This is a genomic window from Corallococcus sp. AB049A (assembly GCF_003668885.1).
In the GTDB taxonomy this organism is placed as follows: Bacteria; Myxococcota; Myxococcia; order Myxococcales; family Myxococcaceae; genus Corallococcus; species Corallococcus interemptor.
In genome coordinates this window covers 22,777-43,934 of sequence record NZ_RAWL01000016.1, presented here as the reverse complement: position 1 = coordinate 43,934, position 21,158 = coordinate 22,777, and the positions used below count along the sequence as shown (strand labels likewise).

Genomic DNA, 21,158 nt, shown 5'->3' with positions numbered 1-21,158 from the left:
GTGCACGAGACGCAGGTCCTGGCCGGGTGGCGGACGGATCCGCTGGCGCAGGTGTCGGACGTGATGGCGCGCGTGCTCAAGACGCAGGCGGTCCGCAGCCAGAAGCGGCGGCTGGCGCGGCTGCACGGCAAGCGTGGGGCCGGGCAGAAGCCTTCCTGAGGGGCGCGGTCCTGGCGGTAGAGTGGGGCCCGCCGTGTCGGAAGCCCCCTCCACCGCCTGGACCGTGTACATGCTGCGCTGCCGGGACGGCACGCTCTACACGGGTGCCACCAACAACCTGGAGCGCCGCCTGGCCACGCATGGCCGGGGCAAGGGCGCCGCGTACACGCGGGCCCGCCTGCCGGTGACGCTGGTGTGGAGCGAGCCCGCCCTGGACCGGAGCGCCGCCCTGCGCCGCGAGGCCGCCATCAAGCGGCTGACGCGCGCGGACAAGCTGCGGCTGTTCGCTCGGACCGCGAAACGCCGCTGACGCACGTCCCGCCGGCTTGTTTGTGGAAGGGATTGCCCTCTGGAGGCCGGAGTGCGCGCCGCCCGACAGTTGGCGAGGCGCTCGCGGGTGCTTCATCGCCTGCTGATGAAACAGCCGGGGCCTCCGGGTGGGTGTACGGAACGCCGGGTGTCGAATTAGGGTGTCGGCGTTCCTGGCAGGGGGAAGTCCATGTCGCGTTCTCGCTCGTTCATGTTCGTCTTGCTCGCGTTGGGTCTGGGTGCCGCGGGTTGCTCCGGGCCCAACCACCAGCCCGTCATCCACGCCGGACCGCGCCCGCTGGGCTCGCCCTATACGCCGGGCGGGCTCAAGTTCGAGGAGGGGACGGTCATCCAGCTGCAGCTGGAGGCGACGGACGAGGACAACGACGAAATCTTCTACCGCTGGTCACAGCAGCCGGCGCAGCCGGCCGGCGTGTTCAGCGACCCGAACATCGCCACGCCCACCTGGACGGTGCCACCGCCGCCGGAGGACCCCAACCAGCCCATCTTCCTGCTGGTGGAGGTGCAGGACCACAACGGCGGCGTGCTGCTGGGCCAGTCGCCGGACATCTACGTGCTGCCGAAGCAGCAGTAGCGCGCGCCTCAGGCGGCGGTGGCCGCGGGCGGCGGCGAACCCGGACGCTGCTTCGCGCGGCTCCGGGCGCGCACGGCGAAGAGGATGGCGGCCACCAGGCCCACGCCCGCGCCAATGGCCGCGCCCATCAGCTGCGAGTGCATCAGCGACGCCGTCACGCTGCGCACCACCTCCGGCAGGTTGCACATGGTCTGCGAGGCGAGCGGCGTGCTGTTGTTCCACTCGATGTAGGAGGGGGCCGCCCACGACGCGATGACGGTGCCCAGCAGCGTGCCGGCCAGGATGAAGATGAGGAACGTCTTGAGCATGGCCATGGGCGGGGACCTCCTCGGAGGGTGAGCGGCGGGCCGTCCTTAGTATGTGCACGCCCGCCGCGAAAGGGGCGAAGGCGTGCTAAGGGGGCGGGTGTGCCGCTCCTGCCACTCGCCATCCTGTTCGGGGTCGTCTCGCTCGTGTGCGCGGCCCTCCTGCTGACGCACGCCTTCCGCCGCAGTGTGGGCACGGGCGTGATGGTGCTGCTCATCCCCTGCTACATGCTCGTCTACGCGTTCAGCCAGTTCGAGCACCCGCGCAAGAACCTCATCGTCGCGGGCTTCGTGGCCAGCACCGTGCTGACGGCGGTGTTCCTGGGCATGGGCGCGCATGGCATCGCGGCGGTGATGGCCCGCACGCCGCCTCCCGGCTTCTAGGCTTGAGGGAGCATGACCTCCAGCCCCACCGGCGCCCGCTGTGGCCAGCACCCGGACGCGGCCGCGGTGGCCCTCTGCGCGCGCTGCGGTGGCTTCCTGTGCGGCGCGTCACACGCCGCGTTCGTTCGGGTCCCAGAGGTACTTGTGCATCTGGAGCTGGAAGCGCACCGGCAGCCGGTCCTCGATGATCCACTCCGCCAGCTGGCGCGGGTGGAGCTTGTCGAAGATGGTGGAGAACAGGACGCTGTAGGGCTTCTTGCCCAGCTGGTGCTCCTGCACGAGCGCGCGCGCCCACTCGTAGTCCACGCGTGAGCCGATGACGATCTTGAGCTCGTCGTTGGCGTTCATGGACGTGAGGTTGCGGTAGTCGTTGCGGTCGCACTCGCCGGACGACGGCGTCTTCATGTCCACGATTTTGTGGACGGCCGGAGGCACCAGCCGCACGTCGATGGCGCCGCTCGTCTCCAGCAGCACCTTGAGGCCCGCGTCCAGCAGCGCCTCCATCAGCGGATACACGCCGGGCTGGAGCAGGGGCTCGCCGCCCGTCACCTCCACGGTGGGCGTGTTCCAGGCCAGCGCCTTCTCGACGATCTCCGGAATCTTCATCCGGCTGCCGCCGTGGAAGGCGAACTCGCTGTCGCAGTACGAGCAGCGCAGGTGGCAGCCGGTGAGGCGGATGAAGCCGCACAGCATGCCGGCGTGGGAGGACTCGCCCTGGAGCGAGAGATAGAGTTCCTTCACCACGACGGAGTCAGCGGTGGGGACGCGGCGGGGCTCGATGTGCGGGCGTGCGGCAGGCATGGCGTGCGGTGCGAAGGGGGCGCATCAAGCGCACCCTTGGGGGGAGGGGGTCAAGTCCGGCGGGCCTTCACCCGGTCGATGAAGGTGTCGATGAGGTGTCGCGCGATGCTCAGGCGGGGCGGGATGCGCGGCAGGTCGTCCACGCCGAACCAGCGCGCCTCGGCGATCTCCTTGCCGTCCACGGTGATGTCGCCGCCCGAGTACTCGGCCATGAAGCCCACCATCAGCGAGCGGCCGAACGGCCACGGCTGGCTGCCGAAGTAGGTGACGTTCTTCAGCTCCACGCCCACCTCCTCCTTCACCTCGCGCCGCACGGTCTCCTCCAGCGACTCGCCGGGGTCCACGAAGCCGGCCACGGTGCTGAAGAAGGGCTCCGGGAAGGTCGCGTTGCGCGCGAGCAGCATCTCGTCGCCCCGGGTGATGAGGACGATGACCGCCGGCGAGATGCGCGGGTAGAACGGCGTGTGGTCCACCGGGCAGCGGCGCGCGCGCTCGCCGGAGATCAGCTGCGTGGCCGTGCCGCACCTGCCGCAGAAGCGGTGGTTCAGGTCCCACTCGGCGATGGAGAGCGCGCGGCCCGCCACGGCGAACGTCGCCTCGTCCACCTGCTTGTAGAGCGTGCGGGCGGGCACGAACTTCAGCCCCTCCGGTGGGGTGAAGTCCTTGGGCACGGGCGCGGCGTAGCAGTCCGTTTCGCCGAGCACGCCCAGGAAGTGGGCGCTGGCCGCGGCCTCCGGCAGGGCCGAGCCCCGGGGCAGGTCGATGCGGCCGTCGTGTTCGGACACGAGCAGGTCCATGCCGCGCGCGGCGAACAGGAGCGCGGAGTCACGCGAGCGGGCGGGCGGTTCTTGGCCGGGCTGGAAGCGTTCGAGGGGGCTCACCCGGCCACCTTAACGGACGGCGCGGCGGGGCGCCGCGCGCTATGCTCCGGCCGCCCGTGACCGGGCACTGCCCGCCTGGGAGCCTTCGAACGTGAACGCCCTCATCCTCCGCATCGTGTGCGGCCTGCTCTTCGCCGGAATGGTGCTGGGCGTGGTGACCCATCCGCCGGCGGACCTCACGCAGGGGCTGGGCATGATGCTGCCCGCGACGATGCTGCTGGGCGTGGCGCTGAAGGGCCCCAAGGGCCGCTCCACGATTCCGAAGAAGCGCTCGCCCCCCGCGCCGCCCGTGTCCGGCGGAACGCCCGGCGCCTGAGTCCAGCGCCGGGGTCCACCGGAGCCAGGCGTCAGTAGACGTTCAGCAATTCCACGTCGAAGACGAGCACGGCGTCACTGGGGATGACGGGCGGGGAGCCGCGCGAGCCGTAGCCCAGGTCGGAGGGGATGACGAGCTTGCGCTTGCCGCCCACGCGCATGCCGACGACGCCCTCGTCCCAGCCCTGGATGACCCTTCCCGCGCCCAGGTCGAACGTGAAGGCCTCGCCGCGCGGGAGGCTGCTGTCGAACACGGAGCCATCCGGCAGCCAGCCCGTGTAGTGCACCTGCGCGCGGCTGCCGACGACGGCCTCCTTGCCGGTGCCCACGACCAGGTCCTGCGTATAGAGCCCGGACTCGCTCTTGTTCATCGCGGACAGGTCCACGCCCAGGGAGTCGGCGTAGGTCACCTTCGCGGGGTCACCGGAGGAGGAATCGGAATCACCACAGCCGGCCAGGGCCAGCATCGCGCACATCAGAAGGGGACGAAGCATGGCCCGCAAGCCTGCCGTGCGCGGGCCCCGTGGGGAAGTCCTGCTTGAAGCGCGTCCATGGGGGGCTTATCCGTTGCGCCGCCCGCCATGCAGACGCCTTCCGGACCCGCACCTTCCGCTTCGCTTCGTCCCTCGCTCGTCTGGTTGATGGCGGTGGCCGGCGCCGTCACCGTCGCGAACCTCTATTACAACCAGCCCCTGCTGGGAGACATCGGCCGGACGCTGGGTGCGGACGGGAGCGCGCTGGGCCTGGTGCCCACGCTGACGCAGGTGGGCTACGCGGTGGGCATGCTGTTCCTGGTGCCGCTGGGGGACAGCCTGGAGCGCCGCAAGGTCATCCTCCTCTTGTGTGGCTGCGTGGGCGTGGCGCTGGTGGCGGCGGGGCTCGCCCCCAGCCTGAACGTGCTCGTCGCGGCGAGCTTCGCCATTGGCGTCACCACGGTGGTGCCGCAGATGATCATCCCGTTCGCGGCGCAGCTGGCGGCGCCCTCGGAGCGCGGGCGCGTGGTGGGCATGGTGATGAGCGGGCTGCTCATCGGCATCCTGTTGTCGCGCACGGCGGCGGGCTTCGTGGGCACGCACCTGGGCTGGCGCACCATGTTCTTCGCGGCCGCGGGCCTGATGGTCGTCACGGGCGGGGTGCTGCGCTTCACGCTGCCCGCCGCGCCGCCGGTGGCCGCCATGCCCTATCCCCAGCTGATGCGGTCGCTCATCCACCTGGCCCGCACGGAGCCGGTGCTGCGGCTGCACGCGCTGTTGGGCGGGCTGACCTTCGGCGCGTTCAGCGCCTTCTGGGCCACGCTGGCGCTCTACCTGCGCTCACTGCCCGGGCACTACGACGCGCAGGTGGCGGGCCTCTTCGGCGTGGTGGGCGTGGCGGGCGCGCTCATCGCGCCGCTGGTGGGGCGCTTCGCCGACCGGGGCGCCGGGCGGCGCATCAACGCGCTGGCCATCGCCGTGCTGCTGGCGTCCTTCGGCGTGCTGTGGCTGTGGGGGCACTCGCTGTGGGGCATCGCGCTGGGCGTGGTGCTGCTGGACCTGGGCGCGCAGGGGAACCAGATCGCCAACCAGGCGCGGGTGTACTCGCTGCGGCCGGATGCCCGGAGCCGGCTCAACACCCTCTACATGGTGACCTACTTCGTGGGCGGCGCCGCGGGCGCGTGGGCGGGCATGGCGGCGTGGACGCGCGCGGGCTGGCCGGGCGTGTGCGCGGTGGGCGCGGCCATGTCGCTCACGGCGTTGGTGGCGGTGCTCTGGGGGAGCCGCCGCCTGTCGGCGGCCCACGCCCCGGCGACCTGAGCTTCAGATGTCGCGCTGCATGTTCCGGTGGGGGATGCCCACCTCTTCGTAGAGCTCGCCGTACTGCGCGTAGCCCAGGCGTTCGTAGAAGGGGACGACGGGGGCGCGCGCATGCAGGTGCACGTGGCGGAAGCCGCGCCTGCGCAGCTCCTCTTCCAGCATGCGCACCAGCTTCGCGCCCAGGCCCTTGCCCTGCAGGGATGGCAGCACCGCCATCTGGAAGAGCCGGCCGCCGTGCGAGTCCTCGGGATGGAAGAGCACGCAGCCCTGCACGATGCCGTTCGCGTGGGCCACCAGGTGGAGGCTGTCGTCCTCGAAGGGGAACTTCACGTCCTCGCGGGCATGGCCCAGGGGCTCGCGCAGCACGCGGAAGCGCAGCTCCAGCTCGCCCTCATAGAGCGGGTGGCGCGGGTCGATGAAGTCGAAGCGGAGGTCAGTCATGGCGCGGGAGTCTGTCAGAAGCTGCCGGTCAGCTGGAGGTTGAAGGTGCGGCCGTACTGGGGCACGGGGCCGGCGGACACGTCGTCGCTCACGACGAAGGCGTAGCGCGAGTCGAGCAGGTTGTTCACGCCCGCGAAGTAGCGCAGCCGGCCGTAGTCGCCGGACACGCCGAAGCCCACGAGCAGCGCCTCGCCGCTGTCCGCGCCCGCGACGCCGGGCACCCGCGCGCTCTGGTAGGTGGCCTGCGTGGCGATGCGCATGTCGCCGTTGCCCACGGGCAGCAGGAAACGCCCGGAGGCCAGGTGCGCGGGCGCGGCCTCCACCACGTCCTGCGAGGCGTTGCGCAGCGTCACGTACGAATAGCTCAGGTCCACCAGCAGCCAGCGCCCCGGCTGCCAGTGCAGCCCCGCCTCCGCGCCCCACGCGAGCGTCTCGCCGGAGTTGTTCGCGTAGACGAGGCACTGGGTGGGCGCGCTCGTGGTGCCGCAGCCGGGCGTGGCCGCGGACTCGGTGTTGAGCGTGATGAGCTGGGAGATGCGGTTGTGGTAGCCGGCGACCGTCAGGCGCAGCTCGTGCGTCAGGTCGTGCGAGTGCTCCACCTCGAAGGTGGTGATGGTCTCCGGGTTCAGCTGCTCCGCGGGGCGCTGGGTGAGGAGGTTGTCCTGGTAGAACAGCTCGTAGACGTTGGGGGCGCGGAACGCGCGGCCGATGACGAGCTTGGTGAGGCCCTGCTCATACGGCCGCCCGATGACCGCCAGCCGCGGCGTGAGCGGCAGCGAGTCCAGGTCGGAGTACTTGTCCACGCGCAGGCCCAGCGACAGGCTCAGGCGCGGGTGCAGGCGCCACTCGTCCAGCGCGTACACGGACACGAGCGAGCGCGTGCGCGTGTCCAGCGGCGCGGCCACCGCGGGGCCCACGCTCTTCTGGTCCACGCGCAGCTGGGCCTGGCCCTCCACGCCCACGGTGAGGCGGTTCGCGTCGGACAGGACCGACAGCAGGCGCGCCTCGCCGGTGAGCCAGTCCGCCGCGCCGGAGTCGGTGTTCGTCGCCGAGCTGTCACCGCCGTCGTAGTTCCAGTGGCCCTTGTAGCGGCTCAGGTCCAGCGCGCCGCGCACGGACAGCACGAAGCGCTCGGAGAGGGGGCGCTCGTACTTCGCCTCGGCGAAGCCGCGCACGTCCTGCACGCGCGTGCCCTGCGCGCCCACCACGGTGCCGTACGGCGCGGTGGGCACGTCCTTGCTGCGCCCGTGCAGCTGGGCCACCAGGGACAGGTTGCCCACGCGCGCGCGCAGCGAACCGGTGCCGGCCTTCTCGCCATCCAGGCCGGTGACGATGGGGCCCGGGTCGCCCAGGCGGGTGGTGTCCGCGCCGTGGGACTTCATGCCCGCCAGGCTGAAGAGGATGGAGCGCGTGGGGTCCTCCCACGACGTGGTGGCGTGCACGAGCGTGGAGCCCAGCGCGCCCACCGCGCCGGTGACCTCCAGCCGCCGGTCCAGGCCCAGCGACTCACGCGGCACCACGTTGATGACGCCGAAGAACGCGCCCGTGCCGTACAGCGCGCTGCCCGGGCCGCGCACGACCTCGATGCGCTCCACCTCCTCCAGGTCCACGCTGAGGTCGTGCGCCGCGTAGCCCTGGCCGGCCCACACGTCGTTCATCGCGTGGCCGTCCCAGAGGATGAGGATGCGCGTGTTGAGGTCGCCCGGCGGGGAGAAGCCGCGCACGCCCAGGTACGTGTACGTCCGGTCGTCGGTGAGGAAGAAGCCGCGCACGCCCGCCAGCGCCTCCGCCAGGGTGCGCCAGCCGAACGCGCGCAGTTCCTCCGGCGTGAGCACGGTGGTGGAGGCGGGGGCCTCGTCCACGGCCAGAAGGCGCTTGGACGCGGCGCGCACCGGAGGCGGCTCGTAGCGCAGGGTGGCGTGGACCTTCACCTCCTGGTCGGGGACGACGGTGACCTTCTGGCGCACGGGGCGCACGTCGCGGCTCTCCACCTCCAGGACGTGCTCGCCCTGCGGCAGGGTGACGACGGTGGGGGTGAAGCCCGCGGGCCGGCCGTCCACGCGCACGGTGGCGCCGTCGTGGTTGGCGGTGACGACGACGCGGCCGCTGGGCGCCGTCTGGGCGTTCAGCGTGACAGCGAGCGGCAGGGTGCCTTCGGCGGGCACATCGATGACGTACTGGCCGGGCGCATGTCCCGCCGCGCGCACGTGCAGCACGCGCTGGCCCGGGGACAGGCGAAGCTTCGCGGGGATGCGGCCCAGCACGGGGCCGGTGGGGTTGTCCCGTATCTCCGCGCCCTCGGGGGAGCCGGTGACTTCCACCATGCCGGTGATGAGGCCCAGGTCCAGGTCCACCGGCACCTCCCGTCCCCGGACGAGGGTGACGGTGGCCTCGGTGGGGCGGTAGCCGGACTTCTGGACCAGCACCTTGTGGCGGCCCGGCGACAGCGCGAGCGTCTGCGGCGAGCGTCCCCGGCTGCCCAGGTCCGTGCGGTCCACGAAGACGTCCGCGCCCCGGGGGTTGGTGGTGACGCGCACCAGGGCGACCTTGGGGCGCAGCCGCTCCAGCGAGCGGGAGACCTCGGAAGCGTCCTCGGCCGGCAGGTCCTCGCTGGTGAGGTCGTTGTAGTAGCGGTACGCCTCGTTGAACTTGCCCAGGGCCTCGAAGCAGCGCGCGATGTTGAAGAGCACGTTGCGGTTGGGGACCAGCCGGTAGCTGGTGAAGTACGAGCGCAGCGCCTCCGTGTAGTTGCCGCGGGAGTACGCGTCGTTGCCCAGCTCGAAGGCGATGTCCGCTTCGTCCGCGTTGTTGTCCGCGAAGGCAGGACCGGCGGTGAGGAGCCAGAGAGACAGCAGCCAGGGGCCGAGGGGGAACGCACGCATGAGGACGCGTGCATTCTCGCCCCGATACGGTGTCAGGTCCACGACACCCGGCGCCTGCACGCCGGGCGCGGGTCAGCGGGCGAGCGCCGCCGCCAGCCGCCGGGCCGCGGCTTCCAGTGCTTCGGGCGCAAGGTGCTCCGCCGGGGCCGCGTCGAAGGCGCCCCGACCCCGGAGGTGGGATGGGGTGTCCGCGAAGCGGGGGACGAGGTGCAGGTGGAAGTGGCGGAGCACGTCGCCGATGGCGAAGGCGTAGACGTGCTCGGCGCCCAGCACCTCGCGCTGGGCGCGCATCACCCTCGCGGCGAACGGGCCCAGTTCCCTGGAGGCCGTTTCGTCCAGGTCATACCAGCCGCGCACGTGCTGATCGCTGGTGAGCACCACCCAGCCGGGCACGGGGCTGGGGGAGGCCACCCCGTGGAGGACGAGTCCGGGCGCCCGCGCGAGCACGCCACCCGGTGGGTGGACCTCTCCGCGAACGATGGCGCAGCCCAGACAGGGGTCGTTGACGTCTGACATGGCGAGTCATCCTGATTCGGGGCGCTTGGACGCCCTTGGGTAGAATTCACCCCACCTTGACTGCGTGGGCCCGGGTCGGGGAGTGTCCGATTTCCGCCCTTTGGGAGCAGCTGGGGCGTGAAAATTCCGTCATAAATTCAAGGTGGGGACGATGAAGAAGCAAGTGCTGATGGCCGTGTTGCCGCTAATGGTTTGGGGGTGCGGTGACCCGACTGACGCGGACAACGATGGTGTCGCGGACGGCATCCGTGATCCGAACAACGTGTCGGTGGTGGTGCCTTCCACGCCGAAGGGCACGGTGTCCGGCCAGGTGCTGAGCACGACGCTGCAGCCGATCGCGGACGTGCAGGTCGCGATGACGATTGGCAGCCAGCCGACGGGCAAGTCGGCGACGACGGACGCCAGCGGCAACTTCGTGATGACGGACGTGCCGGCGGGCGCGCAGGTGCTGCTGACGTTCAGCAAGAGCGGCTACTCGACGCTGCGCGCGACGTCCACGGTCCCGTCCTCCGCGGGCACGGTCCCCATCAACAACGGCAACGCGAGCTTCGGCCCGGTGACGCTGACGCAGCTGAACGGCTCGCTGAGCGTGACCGTGGTGACGCCGCAGGGCCGCCCGGCGGTGGGCGCGAAGGGCGTGCTGGAAGTGGACAAGGCCGGCTCGGTCATCCTGAGCAACTACGACCAGGCCAACTCCGTGGTGAGCAAGGTCTACGTGGAGGCCACGGCGGACGCCAACGGCGTGATGACCTTCAACGGCATCCCCGCGGGCATCGAGCTGGCGCGCCTGAACGGCACGTACAACCTGTGGATCGCGCCGATGGACTCCAACGGCGACGGCGTCGTGGACACGGGCGGCTATTCCCAGAGCTACTCGGGCAGCACCATCGTGACGACCCAGTCCACGTACCTCGCGCAGCTGGCCTACTCGAAGCCGTCGGGCACGGGGAACCTGTCCATCATGGGCGGCAACGTGGGCAGCCTGAGGGGTGAGACTGATCCGCTCCGGAACATGGTGCGTCCGGGCGAGCCCATCTACGTGTACTTCAACCAGCCGGTGCAGCCGGGCTCGCTGCTCGTGCGCCTGACGGACGAGTACGCGAAGGAGTCCCTGCCGGTGACTGCCTCGGTGAACGTGGGTGGCTACTCGGTAACCATCAACCCGGCCAGCGGCATCGTGCAGGAGGGGAAGGAGTACAACATCTTCGTCCGTGCGGTGTCCGCTGAGGGTGGCACCAACATCAGCCAGACGGGCTTCTTCTTCGGCGGTGACCAGACTGCTCCGCGGTCGGTATCCATCACGGACGTCCGCTATCAGGAGACCTCCTCGATTGCGCCGGCCTCCACTCAGCTCAACAGCGGTGAGACCGTCTATGTGACGTTCTCGGCGCCTATCAAGGCACTGCTTGGCTCGACTGTGCAGGTCTTCTTCAACGAGGACCTTGATGGTAACGGCGGCCTCGGCAACGTCCAGGGTGAGGTCGGAAATGCATCAGGGTTCCTTCTCTCCTCAGCTGAACCTGTGGCTCCTTACGTGGTCAGTACCCCCGCCGAGAAGCCTGTCTTCGGCATCATCCCCTCGACCTACAGCACCCGCTATTCCTTCACCTATAGCGGCGCGAATTTCTTCAGCCAGCAGCAGATCAGCAGCCTGAAGTTCAAGGTCGAGTTCAGCAAGCTGATTCAGCAGGGGGCCACTGATGCCTACGAAACCATTTGGGGCCAGCCCCTGAATGAGGATGTCAATGGCACGGGAATGGTCATTCAGCCGAGGAATCCGAATCCCTAGTAGGCGCATGACCTGGAACAATTGAGCGGGTCAGTGCCCTGTGAGGCCCTGACTTCACTTGATGGCTGAATCGAGCGCCCTCGCGAGTGATACCTCGCGAGGGCGTCCGCGTTTCTGGGGCTGCGAGGTCTCTCGTTCGGGGCCCTGTCATTTGTGATGATGGACACAGTCCATGAGTGAGATCCGAGTCCCTGCTCTGGACTTGCTCGCAGGACGGGCTGCGATGAAGTCCTAGGAATTCAGCGGGTCTGCGCGTGTGCGTTGCCTGGAACCTGGCTTGCTGGACTGCATGAACATGAAAAACCTCAGATCCCTGCTGTGGGCGATAGCGCTACTTGGAACCGGGTGTATCGAGGTTCCGGAAATCAAGGAGTCTGCCTGCGCAGGTGTAGAAGGCGATGCGTCTATCCTGCTTCGCTGGATGTCCCCCAACGATGGAAGCGCCACACGCGACCGATTGAATGTTCAGGTCGAGCTCACAGGGCCTGCGCCATCAACTGTTGAATTGCTCGTCGACGGGTCACCCGTCAGCGTCCTGTCAGAGCCCTACGCGCTTGATTGGGATACGAGTTCGACCGGCGAAGGGATGCATGAGTTGACGGTGCGCGCACGCCGATGCGGGCGCGAGGTCGTGAGTGCGCCGCGAAGGATTACGATCGATCGGACAGGCCCTCGACTCATGACGGTGTCGCCAGAAAACGGCTCGGTACAGATGAGGGTGAAGCCAACGATTGAGCTCACCCTGTCGGAGCCGGTTGTTGCTGCGACAGTGGTTGGCCAGTCTTTCGCATTGCGGAACGGCGAGTCCACGTTCCCTGTGGACGTGGTTCTGTCCCAAGACGGGAAGGGCCTGACGTTGCGGCCGGTGAACCCGCTCCCACTTGATGCCACCGTTGAGTTGGTGCTTTCAGGCACTGTGACGGACGCGGTGGGAAATCCACTGGAACTCCCCACCCAGGGACTCTCCTGGTTCGTCCCATCCTTCATTTCGATGAGCCAGTCCCTCTCAGCTCAGATGGGGGCGCATGTCAGGGACTTTTCATTCCAGCTTGATAAGGCTGGGAACCCAATCGTGGCGTGGGTGGAAGACGAGACCCTGGGGGCCCATGTCCGGCGCTGGAACGGGCTGTCGTGGGAGGCGCTTGGGAGCCCGCTCAGGCCGGAGCCGGATAGCCTGAATGCGACTGAATGTGCTCTGGGCGTTGATGCACTGGATATTCCGCAGGTCGCATGGATCCAGCCAAGGAAAGATGGAAGCCGCGAAGTCCATGTCCGGCGATGGAACGGAACAGAGTGGTTGACTTGGGGGGCGCCGATCTCTCCGCAGTTGGCTCAGGCGGCACTCAGCGACTTGAGCCTGCGAGTGGAACGGAGTGCTCCAGTGCTCGCATTCAAGGAACTGGGCTCCTCCAACTCAGGGATTAGTGTGTTTACTTTTCAGGGCGGGGGGTGGGGGCCAATGGGGCGTGAGCAGCTTTCCGGGCTTGGGAATATTGCGTCCGTTCGCATCGAATTTGGTTTGTACGAACTCTTCGCCGTTTGGAGCCAAGGGTGGCCGAGTGGCGGATGGCAACACTGGGCAGGGACCTGGGTCGGAACTGGAAACTATGTGACGTCCGGGATTGTGTTGTCTGATATGGCGCCCCGGCCATTGATGGCATTGACGGGGGCATCGGATGGCAGTCTGTATATGGCTGTTCCCACGAATGATGAAACGCACGCGGTTTCCATCTCGAGGCGCGGGCCGGATGGAAGGTGGTCGCAGTTTGCGACGCCGTATGGCGGCGCTCCAGGCAAGACAGATGTCTACGCAGAGGCGCTCAAGGTTGATCAGCAAGGTCGGCTGCTGTTGCTCTCGCGGGAACCCGAGAGCAAGGACGCTCCTTTCATCCACAGCGGTTACCTCCATCGTTGGGACGCGGACCACTGGGAACAGGTTGGCGGTCCGCTGAGCGCCAACCCGGGGGCCACGACGGTGAAGAAGTCCCAGCTCGCCCTGGACAAGAACGGGCGCATCTTCCTCGCGTGGCTTGAGGCCGAAGAGCAGGACCCCACCCAGTCCAAGCTCCACGTCTTCCGCCCCAACGACTGAACCCGCTGACGGCCGGGGCTCCTGTCGGAACCCCTACTCCCAGTCCCTCCAGCCACCTACACTGTCATCCGCTGTGTCCCTGTCGCACAGCGGACAACGGACCTACCCTGGGAGCCGTCCAGGGAAATCTGGCGAGAACGGGCGCTTTTGGGTGGACGTGTTTAGATTCGATCCGCCCCTCCCCTGCATGCGAGGCCTCTGCTCCATGAAGAACGCGGTCCTGACATCTCCAGAGGGTGAGCCAACCGTGAGCGGCGGGCCCGCTCCCGTGAACTCCGCCAAGCAGCGCGTCCTCGTCGTCGACGACTTCGACGACGCCCGCGAGATGTACGCCGAATACCTGGAGTTCTGCGGGTTTGAGGTGGACACCGCGAAGAACGGCCTCGAAGCCGTGGAGAAGGCCCAGGAGGGGGAGCCGGACATCATCCTCATGGACCTGTCCCTCCCCGTCATGGATGGCTGGGAGGCGACGCGGCGCATCAAGCAGGACACCCGCACCCGCGACATCCCCGTGATGGCCCTCACCGGCCACGTGCTCGCCGGCAACGCCGAGCACGCCCTGTCCGTGGGCGCGGACGAGTTCGTCGCCAAGCCCTGCCTGCCCCAGGACCTGGAGAACAAGATCCGCAACATGCTCAAACCCAGCAAGGCGAAGCCCCGCTCGGGTCAGGAGTAACCCAAGGCTGCCTGCCCGCGGTGTCCAGGGGTGGACACTCGGGTGCGGCACCCTGCGCCGGGGCAGGCTCCCGCCGGCCCCCCGGTTGACCCACGGACGCGGGAAACGTAGGCAATCCTGGTGGGCTCTCCCGCCTCGTCCCCACCTCCCGACGCGTGGACTCCTCCCGAGGAGTTCGACGAGTACCGCATCGTGCGGCCGCTCGGACGGGGGCGCACGGGCCGGGTGTACCTGGCGCACGACACGCTGCTGGAGCGTCCGGTCGCGGTGAAGTTCATCCCGGCGCTGGGCTCCAACGCGCTGGCGCGCTTCCTCGTGGAGGCCCGCGCCGCCGCCCGCATCCAGCACCCCAACGTCGTCACCCTGTACCGGGTGGGGCAGCTGGAGGATCAGCCGTACCTCATCTCCGAATTCATCCGGGGCGTCAGCCTGGACCGGCTGGCCCGGCCCGTGCCCTGGGAGCGCGCGCTGGGCATTGGCCGGGACCTGGCCCGGGGGCTGGGCGCCGCGCACCGCCGGGGCGTGCTCCACCGTGACATCAAGCCCGGCAACGCCGTCCTCACGGAGAGCGGCGAGGTGAAGCTGCTCGACTTCGGCCTGGCCAAGCTGCTCGACCGCGCCGAGTCCAGTGAGCCCACCCCGCCGCGCGCGCCCCTGCCGCCGCCGGAGCTGCCCGCGGACTGGGACCCGGAGTCCAGCCCGGCCCTGGGCGCCCGCTCGCTGGACGGCGTCTTCCTGCCGTCCCTGCCGCGCGGCGCGCTGGTGGGCACGCCCTACTACATGTCCCCGGAGGCCTGGGCCGGCGAGGAGCTCACCGCGCGCAGCGACGTGTACTCGCTGGGCGTCGTGCTCTATGAGCTGTGCGCGGGCAAGGGCCCCTTCCGCGACGTGCCCTGGCGCGAGCTGTCCGAGGCCGTGCGCACCCGCGACGTGCGCCCCCTGCTGGAGGTGGCCCCGTCGGTGGACCCCGGCTTCGCGGCCGCCATCGACAAGTGCCTCAAGCGCGACCCGGCCCAGCGCCACGCGTCCGCCGCGCAGCTGCTCGACGCGCTGGAGGCGCTGACGCGCGAGGAATTGCCGGCCGTCATTCCGGAGGGCAATCCCTACCGGGGCCTCCGCGCCTTCGAGGCCGAGCACCGCGCCCTCTTCTTCGGCCGCCGCCGCGAGCAGCGCGCCGTGCTGGAGCGGCTCAAGGCGGAGGCCTTCCTGCTGATGACGGGCGACTCGGGCGTGGGCAAGTCGTCCCTGTGCCTGGCGGGCATCCTCCCCGCCGTGGCGGACGGCGCGCTGGAGGACGGCCGGCGCTGGCGCACCACGCGGCTCGTCCCCGGGCGCAGGCCCGTGTCCGCGCTGGCCGCGGCGCTCGCGCCGGTGCTGGAGGTGGACGAGGAGCCGCTCGCGGAGACGCTGCGCCAGGACCCCACGTCGCTCGGCCGCAGGCTGCGCGCGAAGCTGGGCACGCAGGGCGGGCTGCTCGTCTACATGGACCAACTGGAAGAGCTGGTGACGCTGTCCCCGCCGGAGGAGGCCGCGCTCGCGGGCGCCGCGCTGGGGTCGCTCACGGAGGCCGCTGGGGGCTTGAGGCTGCTCGCCACCGGCCGCAGCGACTTCCTCACCCGCCTCACCGCCGTGCCTGGCCTGGGGCCGGAGGTGCCGCACGCGCTGTACCTGCTGCGCGCGCTCACCCCGGAGGAGACTCGCGAGGCCATCGTCGGCCCCGCCCGCGTGAAGGGCGTGCGCTTCGAGTCCGAGGCCGTGGTGGACGCGCTCGTGGCCTCCACGGCCGCGTCCGATGGCGGCCTGCCGCTGCTCCAGTTCGCGCTGGCGGAGCTGTGGGACGCGCGCGACGAGTCCCGGGGCGTGATGACCCAGGCGGCGCTGGATTCGCTGGGCGGGGTGACGGGCGCGCTCGCCCGGCATGCGGACGCCGCGGTGGCGCGCCTGTTGCCCGACCAGCGCTCGGCTGCGCGCGGGGTGATGCTGCGCCTGGTGACGGCGGACGGCACGCGCGCGCGCAAGACGGACCGCGAGCTCGTGGGCGACGACCCCCGCTACCGCGCCGCGCTGGAGGCCCTGGTGCGCGCGCGCCTGCTCGTGGCTCGCGAAGGGGAGGGCGGCACCGCGTACGAGCTGGCCCACGAAGCGCTCCTCACGGGATGGGCCACGCTGGCGCGCTGGCTGGTGGAGGCGGGCGAGCGCCGCGAGGTGCAGGCCCGGCTGGAGGCCGCCGCCGCGCAGTGGGAGCGCCTGGGCCACGCGCGCGAGTCGCTGTGGGGCCCTCGCCAACTGGCGGAGACGGCGCTCCTGGAGCCCTCCGAGCTCACCCAGCGCGAGCAGTCCTTCCTCCACGCCTCGCGCCGCACGGGCGTGCGCAGCCGCCGCATGAAGGTGGGCCTGGCGCTGGGCTTCCTCGTGTCGCTGGCGCTCGTGTACGCGGGCCTCCAGTGGCGCGAGCGCCGCGTGCTCGACGCGCGCGTGCGCTTGGAGCTGGCCTTGGCCGGGTCGGAGCTGGAGGCCGTGCGCCGCGAACGCGACGCGCTCCAGGCCGAGCGCGCGGAGGCCTTCGGGCTCTACGACACCGGCCACAAGGCGGACGGCGACCGGGGCTGGGCGAAGGCCGCGGGACATGCCGCTCAGCTGGCCCACCACTTCGACGCCGTGGCGGACCGGCTGGAGCGCGCGCTGGCGCTGGCCCCCACGCGCACCGACGTGCGCGACGCGCTGGCGGACTTCCTCTACGAGCGCGCCCTGTGGGCCGAAAGCGAGCGCGAGCCCGTGCTGCCCGCGCTGCTCCAGCGCCTGCGCCTCTACGACCCCGACGGCGTGCGCTGGGCGCGCTGGAACTCGCCCGCGCAGCTGTCCCTCCAGGTGGATGCCCCCGGCGCCTCCGCGGAGCTGCGCCCCGTGACGCGCGAGCCCGGCGCGCCGGAGGTCGTGGGCGAGCCCCTGCCTTCTCCGGGCGCGCTCCCGTGGACCGGCCTCACCGTGCCTCCGGGGGCGTACCAGCTCACCGTGCGCGCCCCGGGCCACGAGGAGTCGGTGCAGCCGCTGCTCCTGACGCGCGGGGAGTCCCGGCGCGTCGTCCTGCCGCTGGTGCGCACGGGCTCGCTGCCGCCAGGGTTCGTGTACGTGCCCCCGGGCGACGTGCGCTTCGGCAGCGCAGCCGAGTCCAGCGTGCGCGACTTCTTCAACGCCACCCCGCTGCACACGGTGCCCGTGCAGGGCTTCCTCATCGCCCGCCACGAGACGACGTACGCGGACTGGCTCGAGTACCTGGCGGCCCTGCCCCCCGACGAGCGCGCCTCGCGCCAGCCCCGCGTGGGCACGGGTGGCTACGCCGGAGGCCTGTCGCTGGAGCCGGAGGGCAACGGCTGGCGGCTGCGCTTCCAGCCCGGCGGCGTGCGCTACACGGCGCGGACGGGCGAGCCCGTGCGGTATGCGCGACGCTCGCAGCGCACGGCGCAGGACTGGCGCCAGTTCCCGGTCAGCGGCATCAGCTTCGCGGACGCGGAGGCCTACGTGACGTGGCTGTCCACGTCCGGGCGGGTGCCGGGGGCGCGGCTGTGCTCGGAGCTGGAGTGGGAGCGCGCCGCTCGCGGCGTGGACGGCCGCGAGTACCCCCACGGCAACCGGCTGGGCCCGGACGAGGCCAACGTGGACGTCACCTACGGCAAGGACCCGGGCGGCTTCGGCCCGGACGCAGTGGGCAGCCACCCCGCGTCCCGCAGCCCCTTCGGCGCGGATGACATGGCGGGCAACGTCTGGGAATGGACGCGCTCGTGGCTGGAGCCCGGCCGCCCGGTGGCCCGAGGGGGCAGCTTCACCTTCAACGTGACGAGCGCGCGCTCCTCCAACCGGGAGCTGCCGGAGGCCTCGCTGCGTGACGTCACGGTGGGCCTGCGCGTCTGCGCGGACGCGCCCGTGTCCGGCGGCTGAGCACCACCGGACACTCAAAGCCCCGGGAACCGCTGACCTCACCCCGGGGTCGCTCCCAACTGGACGCCACTGGACGCTGCAAGTGCCCGGACGGGTGTCGCGCGGTTGCCGCTCCTGTCCCCCGGACTGACCTTGTTCCCTGAGAGAACGGTGCGGGTCGGGGTCGGGGCAGGGAAGGGGCATCCAGATGAGGACGTTGCAGCGAGTGGTCGCGGCGTGTTTCGCCGTCGTGGCGGTGGGCTGTGGCATGGAATCGTCGGAGCCCGAGGCTCCCTCCCTGCGCACGCAAGTGGCGGAGGTCGTCTCTCCCAACGGCCGCAACCTCAACGGCCGCAACCTCAATGGCCGCAACCTCAACAACAGCGAACTGGGCGGCATGCTGGTGTCCGTGGCGTACGCGGGCGCCCACTCCGCCTTCGGCAGGCCGCTGAGCAACGTGCACCTGGAGGGCTCGGCCTTCGCCGGCCTGGACGGCTCCACCCCCGTGTCGGGCCTGGGCTTCACCGGGGCGCGCTTCGTCGGGAAGATGGGTGACGGCAGCACCCTGCACCTGCGCGTGGACGACATCACCCAGGGCAGCGGCGCCGACAGCGACCTGTGGTCCTACCAGGTCTCCTACCAGGGCTCCGACGGCAGCTGGCGCTCCGTGTGCCAGGACTCCAACGGCGCTCCGGTCTCCGCCATCGCCGTGGCCGGCCGCTGGAACTACCTCCAGGGCGTGGCCGGTGGCGGCGACAAGATTGAAGACGCCACCGCCTTCACCTTCGCCTGCGAGGGCGCCGCCATCGCGAAGTGCATGCACTTTGGTTACAAGCCCTGGGCCACCGCCGCCAACGGCGAGAGCCTCGCGGGCCACCACCAGGCCTGCACCCGCATGGTGCGCGCGGACTTCTGCGGCGACGGCAATTCGCACACCACCGACGGCCAGTGGGTCAACCTCTACGACGGCGTGGGCGTGCAGACGGACACCGAGTCCTGGAGCGTGGAGGCCGAGTGGAACGAGACCGGCGCGCGCTGCTTCACCTCGGAGACCCGCGCCCACGTGCCCGTCACGTGCCAGGGCGTCAGCCCCATCCCGGACTGCGGCAGCACCAGCCACTTCCAGTCCGGCACCCGCCTCATCAGCGAGTCGCCCTACGGCGCCAGCGGCCTGTAGCCTGACAGGTTACAGCAATCCCAGGCTTGTAACGGATTAGGTTACAAAGTCTGGAAGTCGATAAAAATCAGTGTCCCGTGGTATGAGAACGCTCCATTCGCCTCCGCGTCGCAAGGACCGGAGGGGGTGGGGCGTTTTCCGCGTTCAGGGAAGGGGAGGGTGCCCCATCGCGAGGTTGTCGTCGCGGTAACCCCGTCGTGAGTGGAGCACACCCCATGAAGCCTGAGCTGTCATTGCTGTGGAAGCACTCCCGGAAGCGTCTGCCGTTCGCGCTCCTGGCCTCGTCGCTGGCGGTGGGCTGTGGTCAGCCCGCCCCGGAGCCGTCCGAATCCCCCGCGCCCTCCGCGCCCCAGGTGGAGGCGGCGCTCGGCACGGCCCTGCAGGCCCTGGAAGGGGACGCGGCGCGCCCGGTGGTGGAGTCCCTGTTCGCGATTCCGCAGGGCGCGGCCAGCAAGTCCACGGCGACGGTGTTCCAGCTGAGGCTCAAGGACAACCGCGCGGAGAACGAGGCGTTCCGCGGCGGCACGCTGACAATGGCGGAAGGCACGCAGCAGCTGACGTTCCGCGACGACGGCCAGGGCGGCGACGCGGTGGCGGGGGACCTGCTCTTCACGGCCTCCGGCACGTTCGACTTCGTGGCGCTCCAGGCCCAGCAGCAGCGCATCGCGCAGGCGCAGTCCCAGTCGCAGACGCAGCTGACCACGGCCGTGTTCGAGAACCGCCAGCTGGTGCGCACCGTGCCGGTGACGGCGCTGAGCACGCAGTTCCCGGTGGGCCAGCCCGTGCCCATCCAGCCCATTGGCCTGGCGTCGCTGGTGGACCCCGCGCGCTCGCTCATCATCCGCGCGCCCGCCGTCGTGAACGACGTGACGCGCACGTATGACCCGTGCACCGGCGCGGGCAACCCGAACGGCAAGTGGACGTTCAACTACCTGATGACGGAGATGGCCAACCAGCCCTTCACGGGCGTGGCCCCCACCACCTTCGTGCGCGAGTGGCTGCGGCAGTGGGAGCAGCCGCGCACCATCAACGGCTTCGTGAACCCGCCGCGCACGTCCATCGCGGCGAACCTCATCGGCCCGTGGCCGAAGCTGGCCTCCGGTGAGCTGAACCTGGCGAGGTCGCCGTTCAAGCTCATCGCCATCGTGAACCGGCTGGACCTGGCGGGCAGCAACCCGGCCTACGGCTCCGGCAGCGCGGGTGAGGGCCGCTTCATCTTCGCGGCCACCACGGGCGTAGGGAGCAGCTGCTACACGGTGCCCTTCCTGGTCATCCTGGAGTACGGGGTGGACAAGAACGGCTGCACGGACATCAAGGCCTACGCGCAGCAGTGGCAGGCCCTGTCCGGGATGGCGCTGGGCAGCGCGACGTACAACGCGGCGCTGGAGGCCCTGACGGAGCAGTTCGCCAGGCGCGACCTGTCCCCGCGCAAGCCCAACCGCAGCTCCATCAACCAGGTGCGCACCAACGACGAGTGGCTGGCCAGCCCCTGGGAGCTGCGGGAGTTCCGCCTCTGGAACAGCACCATCAACCCGAACTCGTTCTCCACCACGCCGCCGCCGGTGCCGTCGATGCTCAGCAGCCACACCGTGGCGCAGACGCCGGACCGCATCCGGCAGACGACGCTGTTCCCGGCCTACGTGAACGCCACCGCGCCGGCCATCGTCGCGGGCACGTACTCCGTCCCGCTGCTGACCAGCGGCACCTTCCGCGCGGGCCGCGCCGTGGTGACGAACCCCACGGCCATCCCGCCGTTCTGGAGCCAGCCGGCGTCCATCATCCCCAACCGCCAGGCGCGGCACGTCTTCTCGCTCAACACCTGCGACGGCTGCCATGGTGACGAACTGGGCACGAACTTCACCCACGTGAGCTGGACCGGCGCGCTGTCGCCGTTCCTCTCCGGCGCGCTCACCGTGCCGGACCGCGCGGATGGCACGCCCGTGCGCACCTTCAACGAGGTGCTGGCGCGCCAGACGTTCCTGGACCAGATGGCGAACCAGAGCTGCCTCACCTCGGCGTTCGTGACCGCTGCGCCGAGCGTCCACTAGAGCCTCCCCACGGTGTGGAGCACGCGCGGCCTCCGTTCCCTCACGCGGGGACGGAGGCCGTCGTCGTTCCAGCCGTCGTC

18 protein-coding genes are annotated in these 21,158 nt (G+C 70.2%); 11 read left to right on the top strand and 7 right to left on the bottom strand.

What is annotated here, in order from left to right:
• Positions 1–229 precede the first annotated feature (229 nt).
• Both D7X55_RS03370 and D7X55_RS03365 read left to right on the top strand, forming a co-directional pair.
• Positions 230–469, top strand: a complete 240-nt coding sequence (locus D7X55_RS03370; protein WP_120550161.1) for a GIY-YIG nuclease family protein — start codon at positions 230–232, stop codon at positions 467–469.
• Positions 470–658: 189 nt separating this feature from the next.
• Positions 659–1,063, top strand: a complete 405-nt coding sequence (locus D7X55_RS03365) for a hypothetical protein (RefSeq protein WP_147442829.1) — start codon at positions 659–661, stop codon at positions 1,061–1,063.
• 8 nt (positions 1,064–1,071) lie between these two features.
• Here D7X55_RS03365 and D7X55_RS03360 read toward each other — a convergent pair whose 3' ends face one another.
• The gene (locus D7X55_RS03360) at positions 1,072–1,377 is read right to left on the bottom strand and encodes a hypothetical protein (protein ID WP_120550140.1); all 306 of its coding nucleotides are present in this window, start codon (positions 1,375–1,377) and stop codon (positions 1,072–1,074) included.
• A gap of 93 nt (positions 1,378–1,470) precedes the next feature.
• Here D7X55_RS03360 and D7X55_RS03355 point away from each other — a divergent pair, with 93 nt between their 5' ends.
• The gene (locus D7X55_RS03355; protein ID WP_120550141.1) at positions 1,471–1,752 is read left to right on the top strand and encodes a hypothetical protein; all 282 of its coding nucleotides are present in this window, start codon (positions 1,471–1,473) and stop codon (positions 1,750–1,752) included.
• A 108-nt stretch (positions 1,753–1,860) separates the two neighbouring features.
• Here D7X55_RS03355 and D7X55_RS03350 read toward each other — a convergent pair whose 3' ends face one another.
• Together D7X55_RS03350 and nudC are read right to left on the bottom strand one after the other, a co-directional pair.
• Positions 1,861–2,553 (bottom strand): radical SAM protein, encoded by a 693-nt coding sequence (locus D7X55_RS03350; protein ID WP_120550142.1) that lies wholly within the window; start codon positions 2,551–2,553, stop codon positions 1,861–1,863.
• 50 nt (positions 2,554–2,603) lie between these two features.
• The gene (nudC, locus tag D7X55_RS03345; RefSeq protein WP_121722207.1) at positions 2,604–3,434 is read right to left on the bottom strand and encodes an NAD(+) diphosphatase; all 831 of its coding nucleotides are present in this window, start codon (positions 3,432–3,434) and stop codon (positions 2,604–2,606) included.
• Positions 3,435–3,525: 91 nt separating this feature from the next.
• Here nudC and D7X55_RS03340 point away from each other — a divergent pair, with 91 nt between their 5' ends.
• Positions 3,526–3,750: a hypothetical protein gene (locus D7X55_RS03340; RefSeq protein ID WP_120550144.1), complete on the top strand. Its 225-nt coding sequence runs from the start codon at positions 3,526–3,528 to the stop codon at positions 3,748–3,750.
• 31 nt (positions 3,751–3,781) lie between these two features.
• On the opposite strand, the gene D7X55_RS03335 is transcribed toward D7X55_RS03340, so the two are convergent.
• Positions 3,782–4,243 carry an FKBP-type peptidyl-prolyl cis-trans isomerase gene (locus D7X55_RS03335; protein ID WP_120550162.1) on the bottom strand — a complete coding sequence of 154 codons (462 nt, stop codon included), beginning with the start codon at positions 4,241–4,243 and terminating at the stop codon, positions 3,782–3,784.
• Positions 4,244–4,330: 87 nt separating this feature from the next.
• On the opposite strand from D7X55_RS03335, the gene D7X55_RS03330 reads away from it, so the two are divergent.
• Positions 4,331–5,542, top strand: a complete 1,212-nt coding sequence (locus D7X55_RS03330) for an MFS transporter (RefSeq protein ID WP_121722206.1) — start codon at positions 4,331–4,333, stop codon at positions 5,540–5,542.
• Positions 5,543–5,545: 3 nt separating this feature from the next.
• On the opposite strand, the gene D7X55_RS03325 is transcribed toward D7X55_RS03330, so the two are convergent.
• The 3 genes from D7X55_RS03325 to D7X55_RS03315 all read right to left on the bottom strand — a co-directional run bounded on the left by D7X55_RS03325 (position 5,546) and on the right by D7X55_RS03315 (position 9,381).
• A complete protein-coding gene (locus D7X55_RS03325; RefSeq protein ID WP_121722205.1) occupies positions 5,546–5,983 on the bottom strand; it encodes a GNAT family N-acetyltransferase in 438 nt (145 codons plus the stop codon).
• Positions 5,984–5,997: 14 nt separating this feature from the next.
• Positions 5,998–8,865: a TonB-dependent receptor domain-containing protein gene (locus D7X55_RS03320; RefSeq protein WP_233609545.1), complete on the bottom strand. Its 2,868-nt coding sequence runs from the start codon at positions 8,863–8,865 to the stop codon at positions 5,998–6,000.
• A 72-nt stretch (positions 8,866–8,937) separates the two neighbouring features.
• Positions 8,938–9,381 carry an HIT family protein gene (locus tag D7X55_RS03315; RefSeq protein ID WP_121722204.1) on the bottom strand — a complete coding sequence of 148 codons (444 nt, stop codon included), beginning with the start codon at positions 9,379–9,381 and terminating at the stop codon, positions 8,938–8,940.
• A gap of 151 nt (positions 9,382–9,532) precedes the next feature.
• Here D7X55_RS03315 and D7X55_RS03310 point away from each other — a divergent pair, with 151 nt between their 5' ends.
• The 6 genes from D7X55_RS03310 to D7X55_RS03285 all read left to right on the top strand — a co-directional run bounded on the left by D7X55_RS03310 (position 9,533) and on the right by D7X55_RS03285 (position 21,078).
• Complete coding sequence (locus D7X55_RS03310) at positions 9,533–11,170, top strand: carboxypeptidase-like regulatory domain-containing protein (protein ID WP_121722203.1); 1,638 nt, start codon at positions 9,533–9,535, stop codon at positions 11,168–11,170.
• 277 nt (positions 11,171–11,447) lie between these two features.
• A complete protein-coding gene (locus D7X55_RS03305) occupies positions 11,448–13,262 on the top strand; it encodes an Ig-like domain-containing protein (RefSeq protein WP_121722202.1) in 1,815 nt (604 codons plus the stop codon).
• A 205-nt stretch (positions 13,263–13,467) separates the two neighbouring features.
• Complete coding sequence (locus D7X55_RS03300; RefSeq protein ID WP_199746846.1) at positions 13,468–13,938, top strand: response regulator; 471 nt, start codon at positions 13,468–13,470, stop codon at positions 13,936–13,938.
• Between the two features lie 120 nt (positions 13,939–14,058).
• Entirely contained in the window at positions 14,059–17,874 is a 3,816-nt protein-coding gene (locus D7X55_RS03295) for a bifunctional serine/threonine-protein kinase/formylglycine-generating enzyme family protein (RefSeq protein WP_121722200.1), read from the top strand.
• A gap of 187 nt (positions 17,875–18,061) precedes the next feature.
• A complete protein-coding gene (locus D7X55_RS03290; RefSeq protein ID WP_120550151.1) occupies positions 18,062–19,030 on the top strand; it encodes an ADYC domain-containing protein in 969 nt (322 codons plus the stop codon).
• Positions 19,031–19,245: 215 nt separating this feature from the next.
• Positions 19,246–21,078: a hypothetical protein gene (locus tag D7X55_RS03285; RefSeq protein ID WP_121722199.1), complete on the top strand. Its 1,833-nt coding sequence runs from the start codon at positions 19,246–19,248 to the stop codon at positions 21,076–21,078.
• Positions 21,079–21,158: the final 80 nt, after the last annotated feature.